The organism is Candidatus Amarolinea aalborgensis (assembly GCF_900491745.1).
In the GTDB taxonomy this organism is placed as follows: Bacteria; Chloroflexota; Anaerolineae; order SSC4; family Amarolineaceae; genus Amarolinea; species Amarolinea aalborgensis.
This window is the reverse complement of sequence record NZ_UETR01000006.1, coordinates 133,068-153,306: the sequence shown is the minus strand read 5'-3', so window position 1 is coordinate 153,306 and position 20,239 is coordinate 133,068. Positions and strand designations below refer to the sequence as shown.

Genomic DNA, 20,239 nt, shown 5'->3' with positions numbered 1-20,239 from the left:
CGCCCCCTAGAGGTTCAATGGGATTATAGCCAGTTCACACACGGCTGTCAAACCTCTTTTGGACGTAGGGTGCATTTCAAACTGGGGGCGGGTCCAACGTCGAGCAATTGAAATCGCTGCAACCACCTCCAAGCCCAACCGAAGCCGGCTACGCAGCGGAACTGAAATGCGCCCGCCACGAAATACAAACCCGTCGCGCGCCGTCAGGCCCGATAGGGCCTTCCACCTTGTAGCCCGATCCATTCACGGTCGGGCGGCGTTGGTTGCGCACACGCTATCGGGCCAGCAACCCCGCCGGAGGCCAAAGGTCATCCGGCTACGAGGTGCAAGCCCCTCTGGGGCTACGCCCCGAAATTGAAATGCACCCTCGAACGTCGGTCGGCTGCATCGCGCCGGCCGGACGAAGCGCTGCGGCGGTGGCTGGCAGACATCTCGCTTCAGCAAACGAAAGGGGAGTCAAGCGCGGGATGCTTGCTCCCCTCATCTTTCGATCAGCCTGTCATCAACTTAGCTTTGCGGTTTGTGGCAAGCCGTGCACGATTCGGCTGTGCGGCCGGCATGATTCTCCGGGTAGGGTTTGACGCTGCCGATGGCATGACATACCAGGCATTGGCCTTCGCGGCCTTCGAGCGGGTGGGGGATTGGCGGAGGCCCGCCCGCGGACTGCGTGGGCGTGACCGTCACTGTGAGCGCGGGTTGCGTAGGCGTGACGGTCACGGTTGTCGCCGGTTCGGTGGGCGTGACAGTCACAGTGAGCGCCGGTTCAAGGGTAGCGGTTGCGGTCGGTGTGGCGCCGCTGTCGGCTGCGGTCTTGTGGCACGCCAGGCAGGTATCAGTTGCGCGGCCCTTGTGATTGGCCGGGTACGGTTTGAAGCCAGTTTCACCGTGGCAAGTCAAACACTGGTCGCGTCGCCCTTCCAGTGAATGTGGAATCAAGGGTGGGGTAGTCGCAGCGGGTGCGTTCGGCTGACCGCTGGCGTCGCTGCTGGCAGACTGATGGCACTGCGTGCACACCGAGCGGTCAAAGGCCGCGTGATTTTCAGGGAACGGACGCACCGTGGCTTTGAGACCATGGCACAGCATGCAATCCGTGCGCTCGCCGATCGGATGGGGCACCGGTCGGGGCTGGCCAGACCCAGGCACTGGCGGAGGCGCCACCAACTGCCGCACGGCTGGGGCGTTCAAGCCAACGAACTTCCATTCCGATGCATGGCAGGCGCTGTTGGAACAAAAGCTGCTGTTGTCCGTGCCGCCAGGGTTGGTGACGTTGTGGCAGCCGGCGCAGGTCTCGTCAAACACAAAGCGATGGCGGGCGATCCAGTTGGAGTCTTTGTGCGACTCTGGCTCGCCTGGCTTGTCTACACTGAGGACCGGCGCCGCATCGTCGCTGGCTACGACTTCGGGGATGGAGTGGCACAGATTACATTCGAGGCGCACCGTTTGGCCCTGGGGAGAAACGTGTTTGCCGTCATGGCAGCGGAAACAACCAGGGAATTCGCGATGCCCCGCATTGTCGGGATGCGTCTGCCAGCCCACCTTGAGATTGGGGAAAACCGTCTGGCTGAAGATACCCTTAATCTCAATGACGGCTTGCTGCACCTTCTGTGTGTTGGCCGCGTAATAGTCAGGTTCGTTGGTCTTGTACCAGCCCTCCAGGTCCTCAACCGCCTTCATCCCCGCATCCAGGCTTGGATACTCCTGGCTCAGAATCTTCGTCCCTTCGGCTTTGATGTATGGCATAGAACTGTCGAGCAGACCGCGGGCCAACGCCTCATCCATGGCGTTGCTGGGTGAGCGGAAGAGGTGCGAGATGCGGGTATGGCAATCAATGCAATCCATCCGGTGCAACTGACTTTCGACCTGTTTGCCAAAATCGGGCGGCAGCCCTGCTTCCGTATCGAAGAATTCTGTAACCTTGCCGTCTGGCGCTACTTCTTTGACATAGGGAATCGTCTGCTTGAGACGATCATCGGTGTAATAGTAGACTTGGCTCTCGATATGCCAGTGAATGCCGCGCCCGAGCCCCTCGCGCAGCGACCCGCCGCCGGTCTTGATGACCATGTAGTTGCGCGTGTGCGTATTCAGTTCATCGCTGGCATAGCGCTTGATCTCGACGAAGGTGTCAGATGAGAATTTGTCGGGATTGTGGCACTGCTCGCATGTATCGCGCGCAGGCCGCAAATTTTTGACATAGATGGGCGGTTCGTACGACTTGGTCAGCGCATTGACCACGTGACTCATCTCACGCGCTTTGCGCGGCACGGTGAGCAGAATGGAGTCCTGCCCCAGGTGACAATCCACACACGCCACACGCGCATGCGGGGAAACCTGGTAGGCGAGGTATTCCGGAGGCATGGTGTGGCAGGTGGTGCCACAGAACTGAGGGCTGTTGGTATACTCCCACGCCGTGGCGCTGACCGTGACCGTGGCGAGCACAATCAGAATCGTGAGCAACCCGCCTACAATCCACGGCCAGGGGCGACGCAATGACCGGATCCAGGCAACGAAACGTTTCATTTGAGGTACCTGCCTTTTCGGAGCCTCTAAAGACTACGCTGGCTCGGCTGACGATGCTTTATCTATAAGCATAATTACTATATCCCCATGACTGTTTGTTGTCAAATCATAAATGCCTTGCGTTTGGAGAGTTAGTTAACATGGAATAGTGGATTTAGGGCAATGGAGTTTGACAACAGGAAAACCCAAAAAAGAGATCGGACGCTCAAGCTGTCGCCTGGGCGTCCGATCATCGTCAGCGGGGGCAATTGAGGCAATACACTATGGCCGGGTCATGCCCGCCATATCCACCTTCACGCCGCCCTTGCTCAGATCCTCCATTGCATCGTACAGGATTTGCGCGGCGTACTTGGGATTGTGCGCAAACACGCCCGGATCCTTCTGGACGTATTGGTAATTGTAAGCCGCACGCAGCAGGCGCGGCGTCCAATCGGTGTAGGCTTTCTCGTCCTTATCGGCTGCGCCGTTGCCATTGGCATCCGCGTAGAAGTACGGATAGGCGGTGGGGCTGTACGCGATAGCGACCTTGGCCACATCTTTGGCGTAGGTCTGCAGAGCGGCGAAGAGCTTCTCTTCCATCGTCGCAATCTCGCCCGCGACACCTTCCTTCACATCCTTGTCGCCGTCATAGTCGCCGGCCGCCATGCGGATTTCTTGGGGCGATTTGACGCCCGCATGGCAGGCAACGCATTTGTCGAAGTTGAGTCCCAGCTCATGGGTGTTGTGGCAAGACGTGCAGGTATCCATGCCTGGCGCATGAGCATTTCGACCAACGTACTCTTTGTCGGCATACTGATACGCAACCTGGGCGTCATTGCCAAACAGGGTGGCGCCCGCGGCGAAGTAGTGCACGTTGAGGAAGCTCAGTTTCTTTTCCGGCACGGCGTCGTCGGCCAGACCCTTGAGGCGGTTGTTGACGGCAGCCGTGGACTGGCGGCCCTGATGGCACTCGATGCACAGATTGGCAGGCACCGGCTTCAGGTTGCCATTGTCATCTTTCTCCGTGCTGAAGGTCACGCTCTTGCCGCTGGGGAAGGGCACGCTGGTGACGGCACGCACCGAGAACTTGGTCAGATCATCGTGGCAGGTGGAGCAGGCGAAGCCGTTGGACGGCTCTGCGCCGACGACGCCGGTTGTCACAATCGTGCCGTTGCCGGTGACAGCCACTGTGCCGCCATTGGCAAGGAACTGGGGTAGGCCCGTGGCCGAGTGACACTTGGCGCAGCCCGCCGGCACCATGCCCTCAGCATCCCAGTCGCGGAACGGCATGGCCGTGCCGTCGAAGTGACCGGCATCGTTGCGCACAGCCTTCGACATATCCACCGGTGAGGCCAGTTTGGTGTTCAGGTCGGCGATGGAATCGTGCAGCAGCTGGATGATGTACTTGGCATTGTGCGCGAACTTGCCTGGGTCCTTACTCGCAACCTGGTAGTTGTAAGCCGCCTTGAGCAGGCGCGCGGTCCACGCCGAGAAAGGCTTCTCGTCGGTATCCAGCTTGCCATTGGCGTTGGCGTCGCCAAAGAAGTAAGGATAGGTGGCCGCATCGTAGCCGATGTCTTTCTTAGCCACTTCTTTGGCATACGCCTGGATCGCTGTAAACAGCTTTTCTTGCAGACCTGCAACCTCGGCCGATACGCCTTCCTTGGCATTGCCATCGCCGTCATAGTCCATCAGCGAGCCGTTCATGCGGATATTCAGCAGATCAGCCTTCGCCTTGACGTCCTTGTGGCATGCGGCGCATTCTTCGATCTTCACTTCCAGGGTGTGCGGATTGTGGCAGCTCTTGCAGGTGTTGTAACCGTCCACATGGCGGAATTTGCCATCATAGATCATGCCGTCATATTCATAGCCACCCTTGACCAGCGTGCCGTACTGTGTGGCAGCCGCGGCGAAGTAGTGAACATTGCGGAAGCCGAAGGTCTGCGTGACGCCCTTGGTGTCTACAAACGGAGGGACGATCGCATCCATGTCTGTGACCTTGAAGGTGTCCGTGATCTGTTTGTCCACGCTGAGCTTGGACTCACGACCCTGGTGGCATTCCATGCAGCGAGATTCGTCGCCTAGGCCCTTGATTTCGATGCCAGACGGGAAAACAACGCTCGTCTTATTGATAGTGACGTTGTTATGACAAGCCACACACTGCACCGTGGTGCCGACAGGGGCTGCCTTATCCACCTTGCCGGCGGCGCTGCCATCGGTGCCGAGGAAATCGAGGTAGCCCGGCGTGCTGTGGCATTTGGCGCAAGTCGTTGGAATCTCGACCGGGTTGGCGGCGTCCCAGTGTTTGAACGCCTCTGCGGTCTTGTCATTGTGCGGTGAACCAGTCCAGGCCGCTTCGAATGGCACTTCGACAGCCGGTTTGGCTTCAGGGCACTGCGTTGGCTCGGGGCAAGCAGTGCAGGTGGGACAGGGCACAGGCGTTGGCGCCGGCGCCGCTGTGGGCGGTGGGGGCGTTCCTGCACACGCGGCCAACAACAGGGCCAGGGCCGCGACCACAAGAACGCCAAATAATCCATACTTTACCTTCATGGAACCCTTCCTTTCCCGTAACGATCTCTCCCCCGGCCACGCGGTCTGGGGTGTTCGGATGTGGCGTAAGGCTCCTCGTCTGTTTGGAATTGAGCCAGTAGAGCCAGGGGGCTACCTGGCAAATCCATCTCACGGCGAGCGGGCGTGACGAAAACGAAAAAATACTTCGGCAAGATGGAAGTCTATCTGCGATGACAGTCCTTGACAATGACGGGCGTCATAGCCATGCGGGCGAAAACGATCATCGTCATTGTTTATGGCGGCGCAACGGCAACGCCTCTCCGCGTCAGGACTATTTTTCGAGCGCGCCAGCGTCTATCCATGCCCTGATCTGAGCCAATTCAGCGTCGCTCAGCTTGATGGGATGGGTTCCGCCGGTCAACACCTTCAGAACCAGGCTTTCACTTGAGTTCCCCGCCACGAAGATAGGACCTGATTTACCTCCTTTCTGGGCATCCGCATAGGTCGCCAATGATAGGTTGCCGATGGCGCCATGGCATGCAGCGCACTTTTGGGCAAAGAGCGGGCCAACAAATCCGTCCCAGGTGACCGTTGCGGCCGCTGGCGACGAATCTGGCGCCGGCGTAGATGCGTCTGGCGCTGGCGTAGGCGTCGACGCGACCGGTGCTGGCGTGGGTGTCGGTGGAATTGGCGTTGGGGTTTGCGGCGCAAACACCACCACCGTGGCCCGCACGGGCAGCGTCGTGATAGCCGTCTGTTCAAAAGAGACGAACTTGTAGAGGCCAATCAACAACGCAACCGACAAAACGCCGGCCAGCGGGTAAAACAACCGTTGTCGGCGTCGCATCAGAACCGGATCCACGGCACGCGTCGCGGTGCCCATCTTGATGGCGGCCAACTCGCGTGGGTGTTCGTGCAGCATCTCAGCTTCGGTCAGCACGCCGGTGAACATGCTCTTGTTCAACTTGCGCACGTGTACGTGGTACATGTGCCACACAATGATGGCCAAGACGGCTAGCAGGGCCTCGCCGCCGTGCGCGGCTTTTGCGGCGGGAATGAACTGCCCCGGCAGGAAGCGCGTGGTGGAGATGGGGTTCCACAGCATGAACCCTGTCAGAATCATGATCAGGGTTCCCCACACCAGCGACCAGTATTCGACCTTTTCATCGAACGCGTAGCGGCCCATGGCCGGCTGTTCTTCTCGCCGCCCCACAAGATACAACACCAGGCCCCAGAAGTCGCGGACATCCTGCAGCCCAGGCAGCATGGTCATGGACGTACGGCGGACGTAGACCTTGTAGCTGACAGACACCAGGTGATAGACGGTTTCTAACATCAGGGTCGTGGCGGCCACCCGGTGAATGATGCGCGTTGTCTCGATGCCGCCAAGGAGTCCAATCATGCCTTCAGCCCAGGGCTGGCCGATGAATTTCTGCGGCAACCCCGTGAGGGCCAGGATGACAAACGCGGCAAGCATCAGGATGTGCTCGACGCGCTGGGATAGAGAAAAACGCTGATATGTTGTCGTCGTGGCTGTCATGCTTTTTTCTCTCCCGTTGAGGGCCGGCGTCGCTTGTTCAGAAAACGGCGTCCAGTATCTCCGGCCACAAAAACGATCATGCCGCCGATGACCGTGGGGATGACAATCTGATAGAACAGATTCACATAGTAAACGACCGGGTATTTTTCACGATCGGGTGTGTAATGGCTTAGCCAGGCTTCAGAAAAATTCGCGCTGGCGTCAGGGTGGCAGCTCTTGCATTTAGCCAGGAGGTTTGCGCGCACCTGCAATCCTTTTTGTGGGTCGCTGGCTTTCTTGATATCATGGAAACCATGGCAGTCAATGCAAACCGGTTTATTGGTCACCTGATCTGGCGCTTGCTTCTCGAACAGCGTGACCGTTGAGCCATGGAAATCGGCCAGGTACGTGTTCAGCACATCGGTAGAGATGCCATACTTTGCCATCATGGCGGCATCGGTATGGCATTTGGCGCAGATCGCGGGCGAGTTCAAGCGAAAGGCGGCCGAGGTAGGGTCGGCAATCTTGTGCACGCCGTGGCAGTCAATGCACGTCGGCACATCGGGGTTCTGGGCATTCACCAACGCCGCACCGTGGACGCTCTGCTTATACTGATCATAGATGGCGCTGTGGCACCGGGCGCAGGTCTGTGGAATTTCCAAGTGGGCGCTCGGCAGCGTTTGCTTGGTGTTCTGGTCCAAAATACGCTGCTGCGTATGCGGATTGTGGCAGTCAGAGCACACGGCTGCCTGGCGATTGCCAGCCCGCAAGGCTTTTTGGTGCGTGCTGTCCATGCTGAGTTCATACTTGTCAGCATGGCATGTCTTGCACAACTCATAACTCGCAATCGCCACCTCGCGCAGGTCTTGCGCCTGCAATGGCGGGTGCGGGTAGGACGAGATGGTGGTGTGGCATTGAGTGCACAGCTGGCCAGCGCTGCCATGCACTGAACTGGCATAGTGATCGGGATTGATGCCCAGGTACAGATCTTCGCCGCTGGGCAGCTTGATCGAAGAGGCTCTGACATGGCAGGCAAGACAAGTCTCATTGCTCACCATGACCGGCGTAACCACGGGAGTAGGCGTTGTTTCCTGCACAGGGGGCGCCGCATGCGCGGGCGCAATAGACCCTGCCAGTCCAGCCAGCCAGAGCATCGCGCCGATACAGAGGCTGATACCCAACCAGCCAACGCCCCTTGACCAACGGTGCGCATCTATCATTAGATACTCCTCACCTCACGAGAGATATGATATACCGGGCTGTTTAGGGCCAGTCCGATACGGATGCCGGTCTGCATTGATCAGCAGATATCACTCATACAATTTGTACTGTCACAGCGAGCGCAAAGGGGTAGATCTTCCTCATCGAACACCCAGGCCAGAGGAGGGCGTAAGACAAGGGCTGCAGACCGGCAAGCGGCGAGAGTGTTGCTCTGTCTGCAGCATTGCGTAATCGGTCACGAACAGGATGAATCATACATCAAATTCGGTTTCAACGCAAGGTTTTACACTTTGCCTGACCGGCTCTATAATGGGCCAACAGCGCGCCGGCCGCTGCACTTTTCCCCACACTCGTTGAGCATGACAACTATCACATCGGTCATTCAGCGCCTCGCCTGGCTTGCCGTTTTGGGCCTGGCGATCAGCCTGCCTTTCGAACTGGTGCAGCCCTGGGTAAACATTGGCCCCCTGGTATTCACCAACCTGGAACTCGCGGCTGCCCTCACGATGCTCGTCTGGGCGTGCCGCTGCGCGCTGCTGCGCCGCGTCCCACATTGGCCGTCCTGGTTGTGGCGACCGCTCCTTGCGTGGGGATTGGTGCTCATAGCGTCGGCCCTGCTGGCGCCGGCCGAACGGGCCGCGGCGGTCAAGTTTGCGCTGCGCAGCCTGGCCGGAGTCGCCAGCGGGCTGATGGTGCACGATCTGCTCCTGAATGCAGGCCCCACGCGCTTCGCAGCGCGCATGCGATCGCTCGCCTGGGCCTTCGCGCTCGGCGCCGCCGCTGCGGCGCTCTTGGGCTGCGCCGAGGTTCTTTGGCCGACCCTCACCGCTCCCTGGCTGAGCGCATTCAAGCTGCAGACCACGCGCGTGGCCGGCGCCATTCGCGCCAGTGGCTCGTTTGGCTACGCCAATATCGCCGCGCAGGCGTGGGAAGCAGCCCTGGTGCTGCTCATCACCCTGTGGGCGACGACGCGGCCGCGTCGCCTCCAGGTCCTGATCGGCTTCGCCATTGTGATCATCAGCGGCGCGTTGGTCTTGACAGCCAGCCGCGGCGGACTGATCGCCATTCTGGCAACGACCGGCTGGCTTCTGATCGCCGGTGGGTGGATTCAGCGCCGCATGCGCCAACGGCCGCCTGGCCTGCCTCAGCCCAGGTCTCTGTCTTTGCCGCGCGCCGCAGGCGCCACTTTCATGACGGTCTTCCTGTTGGGGGGTATCCAGCTTGCGCTCAGTCCGGTGCAGCAGGCGCGCTTGCAACGCGAAGTGGAAACCGGGGTGATGCAGGCCGAGTACGCCGCGCCAGCCTATCTCACCCTGGTTGCTGGTCAACGCACACAGGCGCCGGTGCGCATTACGAACCGTGGGCAGCTGCCCTGGCGCGCCAGCGGCGCAGAGCCGATCTTGCTCAGCTACCATTGGCTGGACGCGGCCCAAGAGACGATCCTGTGGTTCGAAGGCGACCGCACCGTTCTGCCCGGCGACGTGCCTCCCGACGCATCCATCGTGGTATCAGCCTATGTCTTGGCGCCGGCGCAGCCCGGACGCTACGTCTTGGCTTGGGACTTGCTGCAAAATCATGTCGCCTGGTTTTCCACGCGGGGAGTCGCCCTGGGGCATACCGAGGTCGAGGTCATGGCGGACGCTGAACCGCTGCCCGTGCAGCCCCTGCCGCCCCCGCTCCCGGCCAGCGCGCTGACGGCAGCCCAAAACCGCGGCCAGGTGGCGCGTATGACCTTGTGGAAGGCTGCCTGGCAGCTTTGGCGCCAACATCCCTGGCTCGGCGTTGGCCCAGACAATTTCCGCTTCCTATGGGGCGACGCCCTGGGCTTGGTGGATTGGCGCCCGGTGGGGCAGCCGCCCGTCCTGCACAGCAACAGCCTCTACGTGGAAATCCTGGCGACGTTGGGCCTCGCGGGCGTGATCGCTTTTGCCTGGCTGCTCCTGAGCCTGGCGCGTCGCGCCTTCAACCTGCTGGCGCGTCCGCCGGCCGGCACAGCCAATCGTGAGGCAATGGCTTATGCTGAACACGAGCTGACCTGGCTGCTCGGTCTCTCGGCGACGGTGATGGTTTTTCTCATACACGGAATCTTCGATTATTTCCTGGAGTTCACGCCGACCTACCTGCTGTGGTGGCTGGCAATCGGCAGCCTGGCGGCCTGTATCACGGAGACAGAGGAACGGCTTACTGATGCACATCGGCTATGATGTCACCACCCTGGAAGGTCAGATGACCGGCGTTGGTTACTATTCCACGCATCTCCTGGCCCATCTTGTGCAGCGTATGGACCCCTGGCATTATGAGCTGTTGAGCAATCGCCAGCCATCGCACTTGTGGCCGGCCCTGCATGGCGCGGTGGCGCGCACACGAGGCCCGCGCGGCCCTTTCATGCCGCTGCGTCCCCTATGGCTGCAGATTGCCTTGCCGTTCTGGTTGCGCCGCCTCAATCTCGACCTTTGCCATTTCACCAATTCTCTCCTCCCGCTGGCGGCTGGCGGCCGTTTGATCGTGACCATTCATGATATGTCGCTCTTCCTGTTGCCACACTACCACCGGCCGCGCAGCTTGCTCCTGGCGCGTCCTTTGATCCAACCATCCGCACGCCGGGCGCAAGCCATCATCACCGTCAGCGCCAGCGCCAAAGCGGACATCCTGCGCGTGTTAGGCGTGCCGGCTGCGTCTGTCCACGTGATCTATGAAGCCGCGGCGCCGCAGTTTCGTCAACTCTACGACGCGGGCGCGCTGGCATCGGCGCGGGCACGTTATGCGCTGCCCGATACCTTCCTGCTCTACGCGGGCACGGTTGAGCCGCGTAAGAACCTGGTGCGCCTGGTGGAGGCCCTGGCTGCGGTGCACAGCCGGGGCGTGCGCGTCCCGCTTCTGATCGCTGGTCAGTGGGGGCCGTTGCCTTACCATGCCTTGATGGCGGCCATCGAACGCGTGGGGATGCAGCAAGCGGTGCGCTTTATTGGCTACGTGCCTACCGCGGACCTGGCCGCGCTCCTCAACCTGGCGACCGTTTTCGTATTTCCATCCCTCTATGAGGGCTTCGGTTTGCCGATTGTCGAGGCCATGGCGTGCGGCGCACCCGTGCTGACTTCTAACTGCTCCGCGCCGGCCGAAATTGCCGGCGGCGCCGCCACCCTGATCAACCCGCTCGAAAGCCAGGCGCTGGCGGATGGGCTGTACACCCTGCTGACCGATGCCGATCTGCGCGCGTCGCAGCGGCAGCGCGGCCTCGCGCGCGCGGCTGAATTCTCCTGGCCGCGCGCGGCGGCCGAAACCGCCGCTCTCTACCGCCAGGTCATGGCAGCATGAGTATCGAGGCGTCATCCACTCATGTTCTACCAACGCCAGCCGCGCCCGTGAGCCTGGTCGCTCGCCGCCAGACGCCGGCGCGGCTTCTGGCGGCAGCCGATATCCTGTTGGCGCTCTTTCTGGTGCTGACCTTTCTCGCGCCGGCCTGGCGCCTGGGACCATTCACCTGGTGGCCAATCGTCGTCGCCAACCTGGCGGGGCGGCCGGCGCAGGTGGGCGTCCTGGCGCTCCTCCCCGTGCTGGCAGTATTGCTGCGGGTGGCCGCGTGGATGAAGCGCGCGGCGCCGCGCGATCAATCCGGGGGCCTGGCCTGGCGCGACGTCTGGCGGGTGCTGCTGCCGGTCATCGGCCTGGGCGCGGTGACGCTGGTGCGTCTGCGTCCAGCCGCAGCGCCCGGCGTTGCCCTGATCATCGTTATCGGCATTGGCTTTTTCTGGCTGCTGACGTTCTGGCTGGCCCACGCGCCGGCCGCGCATGTGATGCGCTGGCTCTCGCTGCTCTTTGCCCTCATCGTCCTGGTTCAAGGCGCTGTCGGCGTCGTGCAGTTTGTGCGCCAAGATTCAGCCCATCTCGCTTTCTTGGGCGAGATGGCGCTCGATCCGCGCGTCGAAGCCACCAGCGTGGTTGGCCCGGAAGGCCAACATCGCTTGCGCGCCTATGGCCTCACCGCACATCCCAATGTGCTGGGGGGTCTGCTCAGCATTGGCCTGCTGTGGATCATGGCCGGATGGCTGGCAGGCGCACCCTGGCCGCGCGTATCGCCGACAGTCAGCCGCGCGGCCTGGCTGGTCGTGGGCGCGGTCGGGTTGATGGGGCTGCTGGTTAGTTTTTCACGCGCGGCCTGGCTAGGCTTTGTAATCGGCGCGGCCTGGCTCTGTTGGCGGCGGCGCCAGGCCTGGCATCGCAGCCGCTGGCTGCTGTTGGGGATGCTGATGGCCGTGCTCTTCTTCGCATGGCGTCAGCCCGATCTGCTCTGGGCGCGTTTCTTTGATCTAACCAGTCCGCTCGAAGCCCGTTCCATTAGCGAACGGGTGAGCGGGCTGATCGTGGCGACGGGTCTGATTCGTGAGCACTGGCTGCTGGGCGTGGGCAGTGGCTTGTATGCGGTCATGCTGGCGCCTGGTTCAGCCGCGCCGGTCGTCCACAGCGCGCCGCTGTTGGCCGCCGCCGAACTGGGCGTGAGCGGCGGGCTGTTGTGGCTGTGGCTCAACGGGGCCTGGTTGGTCGGCCTCAGGCGGTCGCCTTCGATGCAGGACGCCTGGGCGTCGCTCTTGTTCGATACAACCGGCGCCTGCTGGCTGGCGCTGTTCGTGTGCGGCCTGTTCGACAACTATCCCTGGCTCACCAGCTCATGGCGCGCAGCGCTGCTGCTCGGCATTTTGGCCGGCGCGTTGGCTGCCAGTCAACGCCGCGCAACGCCCCGTTAGCGGACCGGGCCGCCATCGGCAGCCAACCGAAAGCCGATGTTGCTGGCCCGCGACCCGGGCAGGAAACGGCCGCGTTTGGTGGCCCGGCTCTCCTGCCAACGGTCGAACCAGGAGCCGCCGCGCATGACGCGAGCAAAACGACCCTGGAGGTCTTCGCGGCCGTCCGTGGCCGCGTAGGGATAATGATACTCCAGGCTCTGCCAGGCGCGGCCCCAGCGGCTCACGGTCCATTCCCACACATTGCCGGCCATGTCGAGGAGACCATCGGGCGTCGCGCCCTGCGGAAAAGCCATCACGGCGTTGGTCGCGCCCAGGCCGCCGTCTGCGACGTTGGCGCGCGTCACGTCGAATTGATTGCCCCACGGCCACAGCCGCTCATCCCCGCCGCGCGCCGCTTTTTCCCATTCTGCTTCGCTGGGCAAGCGCCACGGCTGACCGGTTTCTGCGGCCAACCACGCCGCAAAGGCCATGGCCTCGTACCAGGTGACGCCGACGACTGGCTGCTCAGGTCGGCCAAAGTGGGGATGACCCCAGAAAGCGGGCGCACGAATCTGCTTCTGCTGTATCCACTGCCAGCCGTCGGGCAACCAGAAATCCTCCTGACGGTAGGCGTCAGCCGCCAAGAAGGCCAAAAAATCCTGGTTCGTCACCGGTGTGCGCCCCAGGCAGAACGTCTCCACGTGCACGACATGCGCAGGACGCTCTTCGGGCGCGCCTTGATTCCACCCCATCACAAATGGCCCGCCGGGGATGCAGATTGTCTCAAGCTCTATCACGCGCGCGGTCTCCAGTTCAAACCTGCCCCCAACAGCCTCCGCTCAGCGCCCCCAGTCAAACATACGCTCAGCGGCAAAATCGTAGCGGAACGCGATCTGGCCGAACACGGCGGGCAGGAAGAGGCGCGGGTTCGACCCATCCGCTTCCATGACATACACCTGCCAGGAGCCGGCGCGATCGCTCAAAAAGATTACCTGGCGCCCATCAGGCGACCAGGCTGGCGCAACATTGTTGGGCGCGCGGTCGGCCAGCGGATCATTGGCCGTCAGGCGCGCGATGGTGTGACCGTCGCGATCCAGCACAAAAATGTCGCGATGATCGTGTAGGCGCACCTGCACCAGTAACCGCTGACCGTCCGGACTCCAGGCTGGAGATTCCTGGAAGGCGCTCGTTGTCAGCACATCTTCACGCGCGTCCGCGCTACCTGGCGCGGTTGATTTCAGGCCCTGCTTGCCCCGGTAAACGATGCGCTTGCCGCTTGGCTCCCACGTTGGCGACTGAACCGTCTGGCTGGCCGGCAGGTCGCGCAGAACCTTTTCATCCACACGCACAACCGCCAAGCCGTTGTAGTCTTCAGGCGGAATGTCAAAACAGAAACCGCCAATGCAGACCTGGCGGCCCGGAATGGTCTTGCGCCACCACGAGAAAGCCAGCTCGCTGCTGTCAGGCGACCATGTCGGGGCGCGTGCGCCGTTGGCATGCACCACCAGGTACTCTTCGTTCGTCCGCAGGTCGTAAATCCAAATCCCACGCGGCTCGTTCCAGCGTGTAAATGCCACACGCTGTCCATCGGGCGCCAGCGCCGGGTCAAAGCCGTCGGTCAATCGGCGCAGGCCGCTGCCATCGGCGTTGACCAGGTAGATGGAGCCGCCGTTGCTCTCTTGAAAGACGATCTTGCCGGGCGCCGCACGCGCAGGCTGCGGTCGAGCCGTTGGCGCAGGCGCAGCGTTGACTACGGGCAGCGCCGCTGGATCGCCGGTCAGGCGCACCAGGCTGGCAGATGCCCAGCCTCGGCGGCCGTCCGGCAGCATAATCTGCCACCAGGTCATTTTGTCATCACGGCCGCTGACGATTGCCGGGGCCGCGGGCAGCAGCCGGCCCACAATCGGGTAGGCCGTACTGGGACCGCTGCGTACGTTGATGGCAGCCTTGCCGATCACCACAACGGCCGGCGTCGCGGGGCTAGGAGGTGCGGTCGCCACATTCGCGACGGTTGGCGCTGGGCTCGGCATGGCCGTTGGCGCCGCGCTCGGCGTGGCCGTTGGCGTCGTGAGCGGCGTACCCGTGGCCGTTGGCATTGGGGTCGCGCCTGGTATGGGCGCAGTCGCCGGCGCGATGGTCATCGTGACCGCGCTGCCCGCGAGTGGCACGATGGTGGGCGTGGACGTCGCCGGCGGCGCCGCGCACGCGGTCAATCCGACGAGCAGCGCCAGGCCAATCGCCAACGGCCGCCAATTCTGATCTCGCGACAGGAAACTTAGCACATCATACTCCATTTTGGGTGAGGCAAAGCCTGCTGCCTGCCCGCGCTCGCAGCCATAGGGGTCGCGTCGGTTTATTCGTAGCGCAGCGCATCAATTGGGTTGAGGCGTGCGGCGCGCGTGGCTGGATAGATGCCGAAGAAAAGTCCAACCGCCGCCGAGAAGCCGGTCGCCAGCAGCACGGAGTCGAGCGTGACGAAGGTCTGGAAATCGCTCTGCAGCCGCGAGACAAGGGCTGCGCCTCCCGCGCCCAGGCCAATGCCGACAAAGCCGCCGATGAGCGACAAGACAACGGCTTCCAGGAGGAATTGGGCCAGCACGTCGCGCCGCTTGGCGCCAACCGCCTTACGAATACCGATCTCTCGTGTACGCTCAGTCACCGACACCAGCATGATGTTCATGATGCCGATGCCGCCCACGAGCAGCGAGATGGCGGCGATGGCGCCCAGGAACAACGTCAAGACGCCGGTAATCTGGCCGAAGATGCTGATGAGGTCCGCCTGGCTGACAACGCTAAAATCATCGTCGTTGCTGTAGGTAATGCCGTGCGTTTCACGCAGCACCTCGGTGATCTGGCTGGCGGCAGCATCCATGCGGTCTTCGGCGGTAGCCTGCAAGTAGATGACCGATACGCGATAGTCGCCGCTGGTGGTGCGACTGGGAAAAAGGCGCGTTTGCGCCGTGGTAATCGGTACAAAGATCTGATTGTCCTCATCACCGAAGCCGCTGCCGCCGCGCTTCTGCAGTACGCCCACAATGCGGAAGGAAACGTTGTTGATTTCAATGGTGCGGTTCGCCAGGTTGTCTTCGTCCGGGAAAAGACGCGTCACCACCGATTGACCGATGACTGCGACGCGCGCGTGCGCAGTCACATCTTCCTGGGTAATGAAGCGTCCAGCTTCAACAGTCCAGTTGCGCACCGCGGCGTACTCTGGCTCCACGCCGCCTATCTGCGGCGTGATCTCGCGCTTGCCCGCCGTCACAGAGCCGACGCGGGTGATTTCTGGCGCGACGGCCACCACATCAGGCGCGCGCAGGGGATCGCGCAGCGCGATCACATCGCGCATCGTGAGGCTTGATCCCGTGTTGGCGCGCATGCGCGGCGGTCCGCCGCTGGTCAACTGACCGGGCACGGCGAAAAGCAGGTTGGAACCGATACTCTGGAACTGATTAGTCACATAACGTTCCACCCCGCGTCCGACCGAAAGCAGGGTGATGACCGCGCCCACGCCGATGATAATGCCCAGCATCGTGAGCAACGAACGTAATTTATTGGCCGAAAGCGCGCGCAAAGCAATGCGCAAAGCTTCATTTAGATTCACCGCTGACTCCTGCTGGCCCTGTTCGGCCATGCGGATAGATTCCTAAATTCCGGCAGCGACAGCATCTGTTTCTTCGCTGCTTCGCACCAGGTCACTCGTACGCCGCGTGTAGGCGCGCGCGCCGGCGCGGCGTTGATGCGCCACCAGGTTATCCGACTCAACCTGACCGTCCATGATGCGAACGATGCGTTTGGTGTGTTCGGCAATGTCCGGCTCATGGGTGACAAACACAATCGTGATGCCGCGATCCTCGTTCAGATGTTGGAAGATCGCCATAATCTCCGCGCCAGACTTGGAATCGAGGTTACCCGTTGGCTCGTCCGCCAGAATGATAGCCGGATCGTTGATGAGCGCGCGCGCAATCGCCACGCGTTGTTGTTGGCCGCCCGAAAGCTCATTCGGCCGGTGATGCAGGCGCTCGCCCAATCCGACCGATTCGAGCGCAGCCACGGCTTTCTGCCGCCGCTGCCGGGTGCCGGCGTAAATCAGCGGAAGCTCCACATTCTGCAGAGCCTCGGTGCGTGACAACAAGTTGAAGCTCTGAAAGACAAAGCCGATCTTACGATTACGGATCTCCGCCAATTGGTTATCGTTCAACTTCGAAACATCCGCGCCGTCAAGAAAAAAGGTGCCGCTGGTTGGTTGATCCAGGCAGCCGATGATATTCATCAACGTTGACTTGCCCGAACCGGACGGCCCCATGATGGCAACCATCTCGCCCGGCATCACGGTCAACGACACGCCGCTCAACGCATGCACTTCGACATCGCCCATCCGATAGACTTTGCGCATATCTCGGATATCAATCACTGGTTGATTGCTGCCCGCCATTGTTCCGCCTTTCATTTTCCTGCCACTCGATATCTCTATCCGCTAAAAACCAAACGTGCGGCGCAGTTGTTCGCCCGCGCTGGTATTGGGGATGATAATGACATCGTTTTCGCTTACGCCCTGGCTGATCTGGGTCTGGCCTTCGTTACGCATGCCGATTTTGACTTCCACGCGCTGCGGCACGTCATCCACCAGTTTCTCAACATAGGTCTTGTCAGACGTGCGATCGCGCTGGATGGCGCGATTAGGCAACACCAACACGTTTTCGACCTCGGCGGTCGTGATATTGGCCGTGGCGCTCAAACCCGCGCGCAGCGGCGCCGTCGTCGGATCCAGAACCACCGTGACCAGGTACGAAACGACGCCTGTGTTCACAGCGGCGGTCGGCGCAATCTGGCTGATGCGCCCTGTGACCTTGGCATCCGGCAATGATTCCAGGGTGATCTCCGCGCGCTGCCCTTCCTGAATCTGTCCAATGTCAATCTCATCCACGCTGATATCAATGTGAAAGCGATCTACGTTGACCACCACAATCGCGGCGCGAGCCGCATTGGGAAATTCACCGGGGGTGATGTTGACTTGGGCCACGACGCCCGCGATCGGGCTGCGCAGCGTGGCGTTGTCTTGGTTCAGATGCGCCTGGGCCAGGACGGCTTCAGCCTGTTTTACCTGCGCCTGCGCGCCGGCCGTCTGCTCTGGCGTTGCGCCTTCTTGCAACTTCACCAGCGACGATTTGGCCTGTGCGACTTGGGCGCGCGCATTGGCCACGGCGGCTTCAGCCTGTGCAATGGCCGCCACCGATTGCGCGCGCTGCGCGGCGTCGGCCCCGGCCGTGGCAATCTGATACTGAGCTTTCGCTTGTTCGTAGTCAATGGTCGCCCGCTGTAAGTTCAGCGACTGCGGCAGAAGGCCGACGTTGGGTAGATTCGCCACCTGGTCGTAGGCGGACTGGGCCTGCTGCAGCGCGGCTTGCGCGCGTTCCAGGTTCGCGGCGGCCACCTTCTTGTCGTTCTCACTGGCGCCGGCCAGCAGCTTGCTGTACGTCGCACGGGCGCTGGCCAGGTTGGCCTCTGCGCTTTTGACATTGGCCTGCGCGCTGTCGAGCGAAGCCTGCGCAGCCTCCAGGTCCTCGGCGCGCGCTTTACGCGTCAACTGCGCCAGGTTGGCCTGCGCGCTGGCCAGGCCGGCCTCGGCTTGCGCCACCGACAAAGCCACATCCTGGCTGTCGAGCGTGGCTAGAACCTGACCAGGCTCCACGCGATCCGTGGCCTTCACTTTGACTTCGGCCACGCGGCCAACCCCCTTGAAGGTCAACGACACCTGCGCCTCCGGCTCGATGCTGCCCGTAGCGCTGACGAGTGAGCGCAGCGTACTGCGGGTAGGCGTCACCGTTTCGTATTTGGGCGTCTGCGGCGCTTGGGCCTGCACGAGCCTTTGCCAGAGCAGCAAACTGCCGCCAACGATAAGGACCAATACTACCACGATCGTTAAAATTCGTCGCATGTTTTCTTTAGTTCCTCTTGAAGCAGCCCGAGTTTAGCCAGGGAGCAGAGCGCCGCTGACGAAACCCGGAATGATGCGCAGCGCGATGCTGAGCACAGCATAGATGACAGTCAACCAGAACGCCTTGCTGCGTTCCAGCGAGGCGCCGCCGCGCAGGGCGGCATAGATCAACACCAGGTGCCAGGCAGTGAAAAGATCAATGTGCGCCAAAATTTGATACACCGGGTTGGCCGCGTTGGCTCGCATATTGGCCTGGGCCACCAGGGGCGAAAGGCCTGGATTGACGAGCAAAGAGCCAGTGATGGCAGCAAACACTCCCTGCGCCATATCGCGCAAGGCAAAGGGCAACCAGGCCCACGGAACCGTGGCAAAAAGCCCGCCGAAAGTCAGATCCGCGCCGACGATCAAACCAGAAAAATACAGGATGGCTGCTGCCAACACCCATGCCAGCCCCAGAGCCAGCAGGCGGCCCAGAGCGGAAGCGCCGAGTATGAAGATAGGCTGCGTGAACCGCGCCACTTGCGCGCGGGCGGCCTCTGCCTGTTCAGCCGGGACTTGACTCAGCTGGCTTTGCAGCTGCTCGTTCATCTGCTTTACAGCCTCTTTGACCTGCAAAGGTCCGCTTAGCGCGATGGACAAGGCCAAGCCGGCCAAAATCACAACAAGGGGCAGCACCCAGCGCCAACGTGGATGTGCGGCTACCTGGGACATGGTTTTTGCCGGCTCGTCAACGATTCCCGGCAGCAGCGCTAACGAACTGCGACGCGCAACCGACAGCGATTCACTCATGTGGAAGCCATTCCTTTGATGCACAAACGTGTAGTGTGTCCAAACCTTGCACAAACCTACTCTACCACGCTAAGCGCACCACGTCAAGCAACTTGAACCGCTCCTCAACGTTTGCTGCACATTCATCGCGCTATATGACGGCTGTCATATGGCGCCAGTCACTCGCCCCGCGATCGCTGGCGCGCTGCATCTTCGCGCGTGCCTGTGTGAAGTTGCGCAAATAGGCGCTTGTGAAGTTGCGCAAAATGATGGAGTGTGTTATGATTATGTACACGGTTTCACAAGAGTCACACAAGCCATTTCGGAGTTCACCATTCCCAGGTTGGGCAACACAAAGACGGGCTTACCGCTTTGATTTGCATCACTACGGCTGAATGGTGGGATGCGAGAAAAAGGAACACTATCCGATGTCAATGACGACTATTCCGGACATCGTCGTAGGTCGCCTGCCCATCTATTTGCGTGCGCTCAACTTTCTCGCCGCTGAGGGCCGTGAGATTACATCCTCGCAAGAGTTGGGCGACCGGCTCGGCATCAGTTCAGCCCAAATCCGTAAGGATTTGTCCCATTTTGGCGAGTTCGGCAAACAAGGCACGGGGTACGACATTGCTTTTCTGCGTGAGCAGCTGCAGCGTATTTTGCAGATTGACCGCACGTGGGAAGTCGCGTTGGTCGGCGCCGGCGATCTGGGCCACGCGTTGGCGCATTACGGCGGCTTTACGGGGCGTGGATTTACGATCGTCGCCGTATTCGACAATGATCCAAACAAGGTGGGGCAGCCCCTCGCCCACCTCATGATTCAAGACAGCAGCCATTTGGGGAACATCGTGCGCCAGCAGGGCATTCGCGTGGCGATCATTGCGACACCCGCCAACGGCGCACAATCCACAGCCGACATTCTCGTGAATTCGGGCGTTAAGGCCATTTTGAACTATGCCCCCATCACCTTGACCGTTCCACACGGCGTCCGGGTGCAGTACATTGATCCCGTGGCGCATTTGCAGCGCATGACCTTCTATCTGTAATCCACATCCTATCCGATCCATT

General features: G+C 61.4%; 14 protein-coding genes. 4 read left to right on the top strand and 10 right to left on the bottom strand.

Annotated elements, in window-relative coordinates; translation table 11 throughout:
• Positions 1-507 precede the first annotated feature (507 nt).
• From ACPQ6D_RS10395 to ACPQ6D_RS10380, 4 genes are all read right to left on the bottom strand, one after another.
• Positions 508-2,517: a cytochrome c3 family protein gene (locus tag ACPQ6D_RS10395; protein WP_423224253.1), complete on the bottom strand. Its 2,010-nt coding sequence runs from the start codon at positions 2,515-2,517 to the stop codon at positions 508-510.
• A 261-nt stretch (positions 2,518-2,778) separates the two neighbouring features.
• Positions 2,779-5,046: a hypothetical protein gene (locus ACPQ6D_RS10390; protein WP_423224252.1), complete on the bottom strand. Its 2,268-nt coding sequence runs from the start codon at positions 5,044-5,046 to the stop codon at positions 2,779-2,781.
• Between the two features lie 292 nt (positions 5,047-5,338).
• The gene (locus ACPQ6D_RS10385; RefSeq protein WP_423224251.1) at positions 5,339-6,547 is read right to left on the bottom strand and encodes a cytochrome b/b6 domain-containing protein; all 1,209 of its coding nucleotides are present in this window, start codon (positions 6,545-6,547) and stop codon (positions 5,339-5,341) included.
• Positions 6,544-7,746 carry a cytochrome C gene (locus ACPQ6D_RS10380; protein WP_423224250.1) on the bottom strand — a complete coding sequence of 401 codons (1,203 nt, stop codon included), beginning with the start codon at positions 7,744-7,746 and terminating at the stop codon, positions 6,544-6,546. Before ACPQ6D_RS10380 ends, ACPQ6D_RS10385 begins: the two co-directional genes overlap by 4 nt.
• Before the next feature lie 360 nt (positions 7,747-8,106).
• Between ACPQ6D_RS10380 and ACPQ6D_RS10375 the strand changes: the two genes are divergently transcribed.
• The 3 genes from ACPQ6D_RS10375 to ACPQ6D_RS10365 are packed head-to-tail and all read left to right on the top strand — an operon-like array spanning position 8,107 to position 12,489.
• A complete protein-coding gene (locus ACPQ6D_RS10375; RefSeq protein WP_423224249.1) occupies positions 8,107-9,951 on the top strand; it encodes an O-antigen ligase family protein in 1,845 nt (614 codons plus the stop codon).
• Positions 9,935-11,062, top strand: coding sequence for a glycosyltransferase family 4 protein (locus ACPQ6D_RS10370; protein WP_423224248.1), 1,128 nt, complete (start codon positions 9,935-9,937; stop codon positions 11,060-11,062). The genes ACPQ6D_RS10375 and ACPQ6D_RS10370 overlap by 17 nt, the downstream gene beginning before the upstream one ends.
• A complete protein-coding gene (locus tag ACPQ6D_RS10365; RefSeq protein WP_423224247.1) occupies positions 11,059-12,489 on the top strand; it encodes an O-antigen ligase family protein in 1,431 nt (476 codons plus the stop codon). The genes ACPQ6D_RS10370 and ACPQ6D_RS10365 overlap by 4 nt, the downstream gene beginning before the upstream one ends.
• Here ACPQ6D_RS10365 and ACPQ6D_RS10360 read toward each other — a convergent pair.
• From ACPQ6D_RS10360 to ACPQ6D_RS10335, 6 genes are all read right to left on the bottom strand, one after another.
• Positions 12,486-13,265, bottom strand: coding sequence for a formylglycine-generating enzyme family protein (locus tag ACPQ6D_RS10360; RefSeq protein WP_423224246.1), 780 nt, complete (start codon positions 13,263-13,265; stop codon positions 12,486-12,488). The two genes, ACPQ6D_RS10365 and ACPQ6D_RS10360, sit on opposite strands and share 4 nt — an antisense overlap.
• A 42-nt stretch (positions 13,266-13,307) precedes the next feature.
• A complete protein-coding gene (locus ACPQ6D_RS10355) occupies positions 13,308-14,750 on the bottom strand; it encodes an SH3 domain-containing protein (RefSeq protein ID WP_423224245.1) in 1,443 nt (480 codons plus the stop codon).
• 71 nt (positions 14,751-14,821) lie between these two features.
• A complete protein-coding gene (locus ACPQ6D_RS10350) occupies positions 14,822-16,069 on the bottom strand; it encodes an ABC transporter permease (RefSeq protein WP_423224244.1) in 1,248 nt (415 codons plus the stop codon).
• Positions 16,070-16,111: 42 nt separating this feature from the next.
• Positions 16,112-16,915, bottom strand: coding sequence for an ABC transporter ATP-binding protein (locus tag ACPQ6D_RS10345; protein ID WP_423224243.1), 804 nt, complete (start codon positions 16,913-16,915; stop codon positions 16,112-16,114).
• 27 nt (positions 16,916-16,942) lie between these two features.
• Positions 16,943-18,403, bottom strand: coding sequence for an efflux RND transporter periplasmic adaptor subunit (locus ACPQ6D_RS10340; protein ID WP_423224242.1), 1,461 nt, complete (start codon positions 18,401-18,403; stop codon positions 16,943-16,945).
• 33 nt (positions 18,404-18,436) lie between these two features.
• Entirely contained in the window at positions 18,437-19,192 is a 756-nt protein-coding gene (locus ACPQ6D_RS10335; RefSeq protein ID WP_423224241.1) for a YIP1 family protein, read from the bottom strand.
• Between the two features lie 407 nt (positions 19,193-19,599).
• On the opposite strand from ACPQ6D_RS10335, the gene ACPQ6D_RS10330 reads away from it, so the two are divergent.
• Positions 19,600-20,217, top strand: coding sequence for a redox-sensing transcriptional repressor Rex (locus tag ACPQ6D_RS10330; protein ID WP_423224240.1), 618 nt, complete (start codon positions 19,600-19,602; stop codon positions 20,215-20,217).
• The last annotated feature ends 22 nt before the right edge of the window (positions 20,218-20,239 follow it).

Bases quoted from the DNA above. Each gene is read 5' to 3' on its own strand.
- ACPQ6D_RS10330 (WP_423224240.1), top strand. From the start codon at position 19,600: ATGTCAATGACGACTATTCCGGACATCGTCGTAGGTCGCCTGCCCATC.
- ACPQ6D_RS10335 (WP_423224241.1), bottom strand. From the start codon at position 19,192: ATGAGTGAATCGCTGTCGGTTGCGCGTCGCAGTTCGTTAGCGCTGCTG.
- ACPQ6D_RS10375 (WP_423224249.1), top strand. From the start codon at position 8,107: ATGACAACTATCACATCGGTCATTCAGCGCCTCGCCTGGCTTGCCGTT.
- ACPQ6D_RS10385 (WP_423224251.1), bottom strand. From the start codon at position 6,547: ATGACAGCCACGACGACAACATATCAGCGTTTTTCTCTATCCCAGCGC.
- ACPQ6D_RS10370 (WP_423224248.1), top strand. From the start codon at position 9,935: ATGCACATCGGCTATGATGTCACCACCCTGGAAGGTCAGATGACCGGC.
- ACPQ6D_RS10380 (WP_423224250.1), bottom strand. From the start codon at position 7,746: ATGATAGATGCGCACCGTTGGTCAAGGGGCGTTGGCTGGTTGGGTATC.
- ACPQ6D_RS10365 (WP_423224247.1), top strand. From the start codon at position 11,059: ATGAGTATCGAGGCGTCATCCACTCATGTTCTACCAACGCCAGCCGCG.
- ACPQ6D_RS10395 (WP_423224253.1), bottom strand. From the start codon at position 2,517: ATGAAACGTTTCGTTGCCTGGATCCGGTCATTGCGTCGCCCCTGGCCG.
- ACPQ6D_RS10345 (WP_423224243.1), bottom strand. From the start codon at position 16,915: ATGAAAGGCGGAACAATGGCGGGCAGCAATCAACCAGTGATTGATATC.
- ACPQ6D_RS10340 (WP_423224242.1), bottom strand. From the start codon at position 18,403: ATGCGACGAATTTTAACGATCGTGGTAGTATTGGTCCTTATCGTTGGC.
- ACPQ6D_RS10390 (WP_423224252.1), bottom strand. From the start codon at position 5,046: ATGAAGGTAAAGTATGGATTATTTGGCGTTCTTGTGGTCGCGGCCCTG.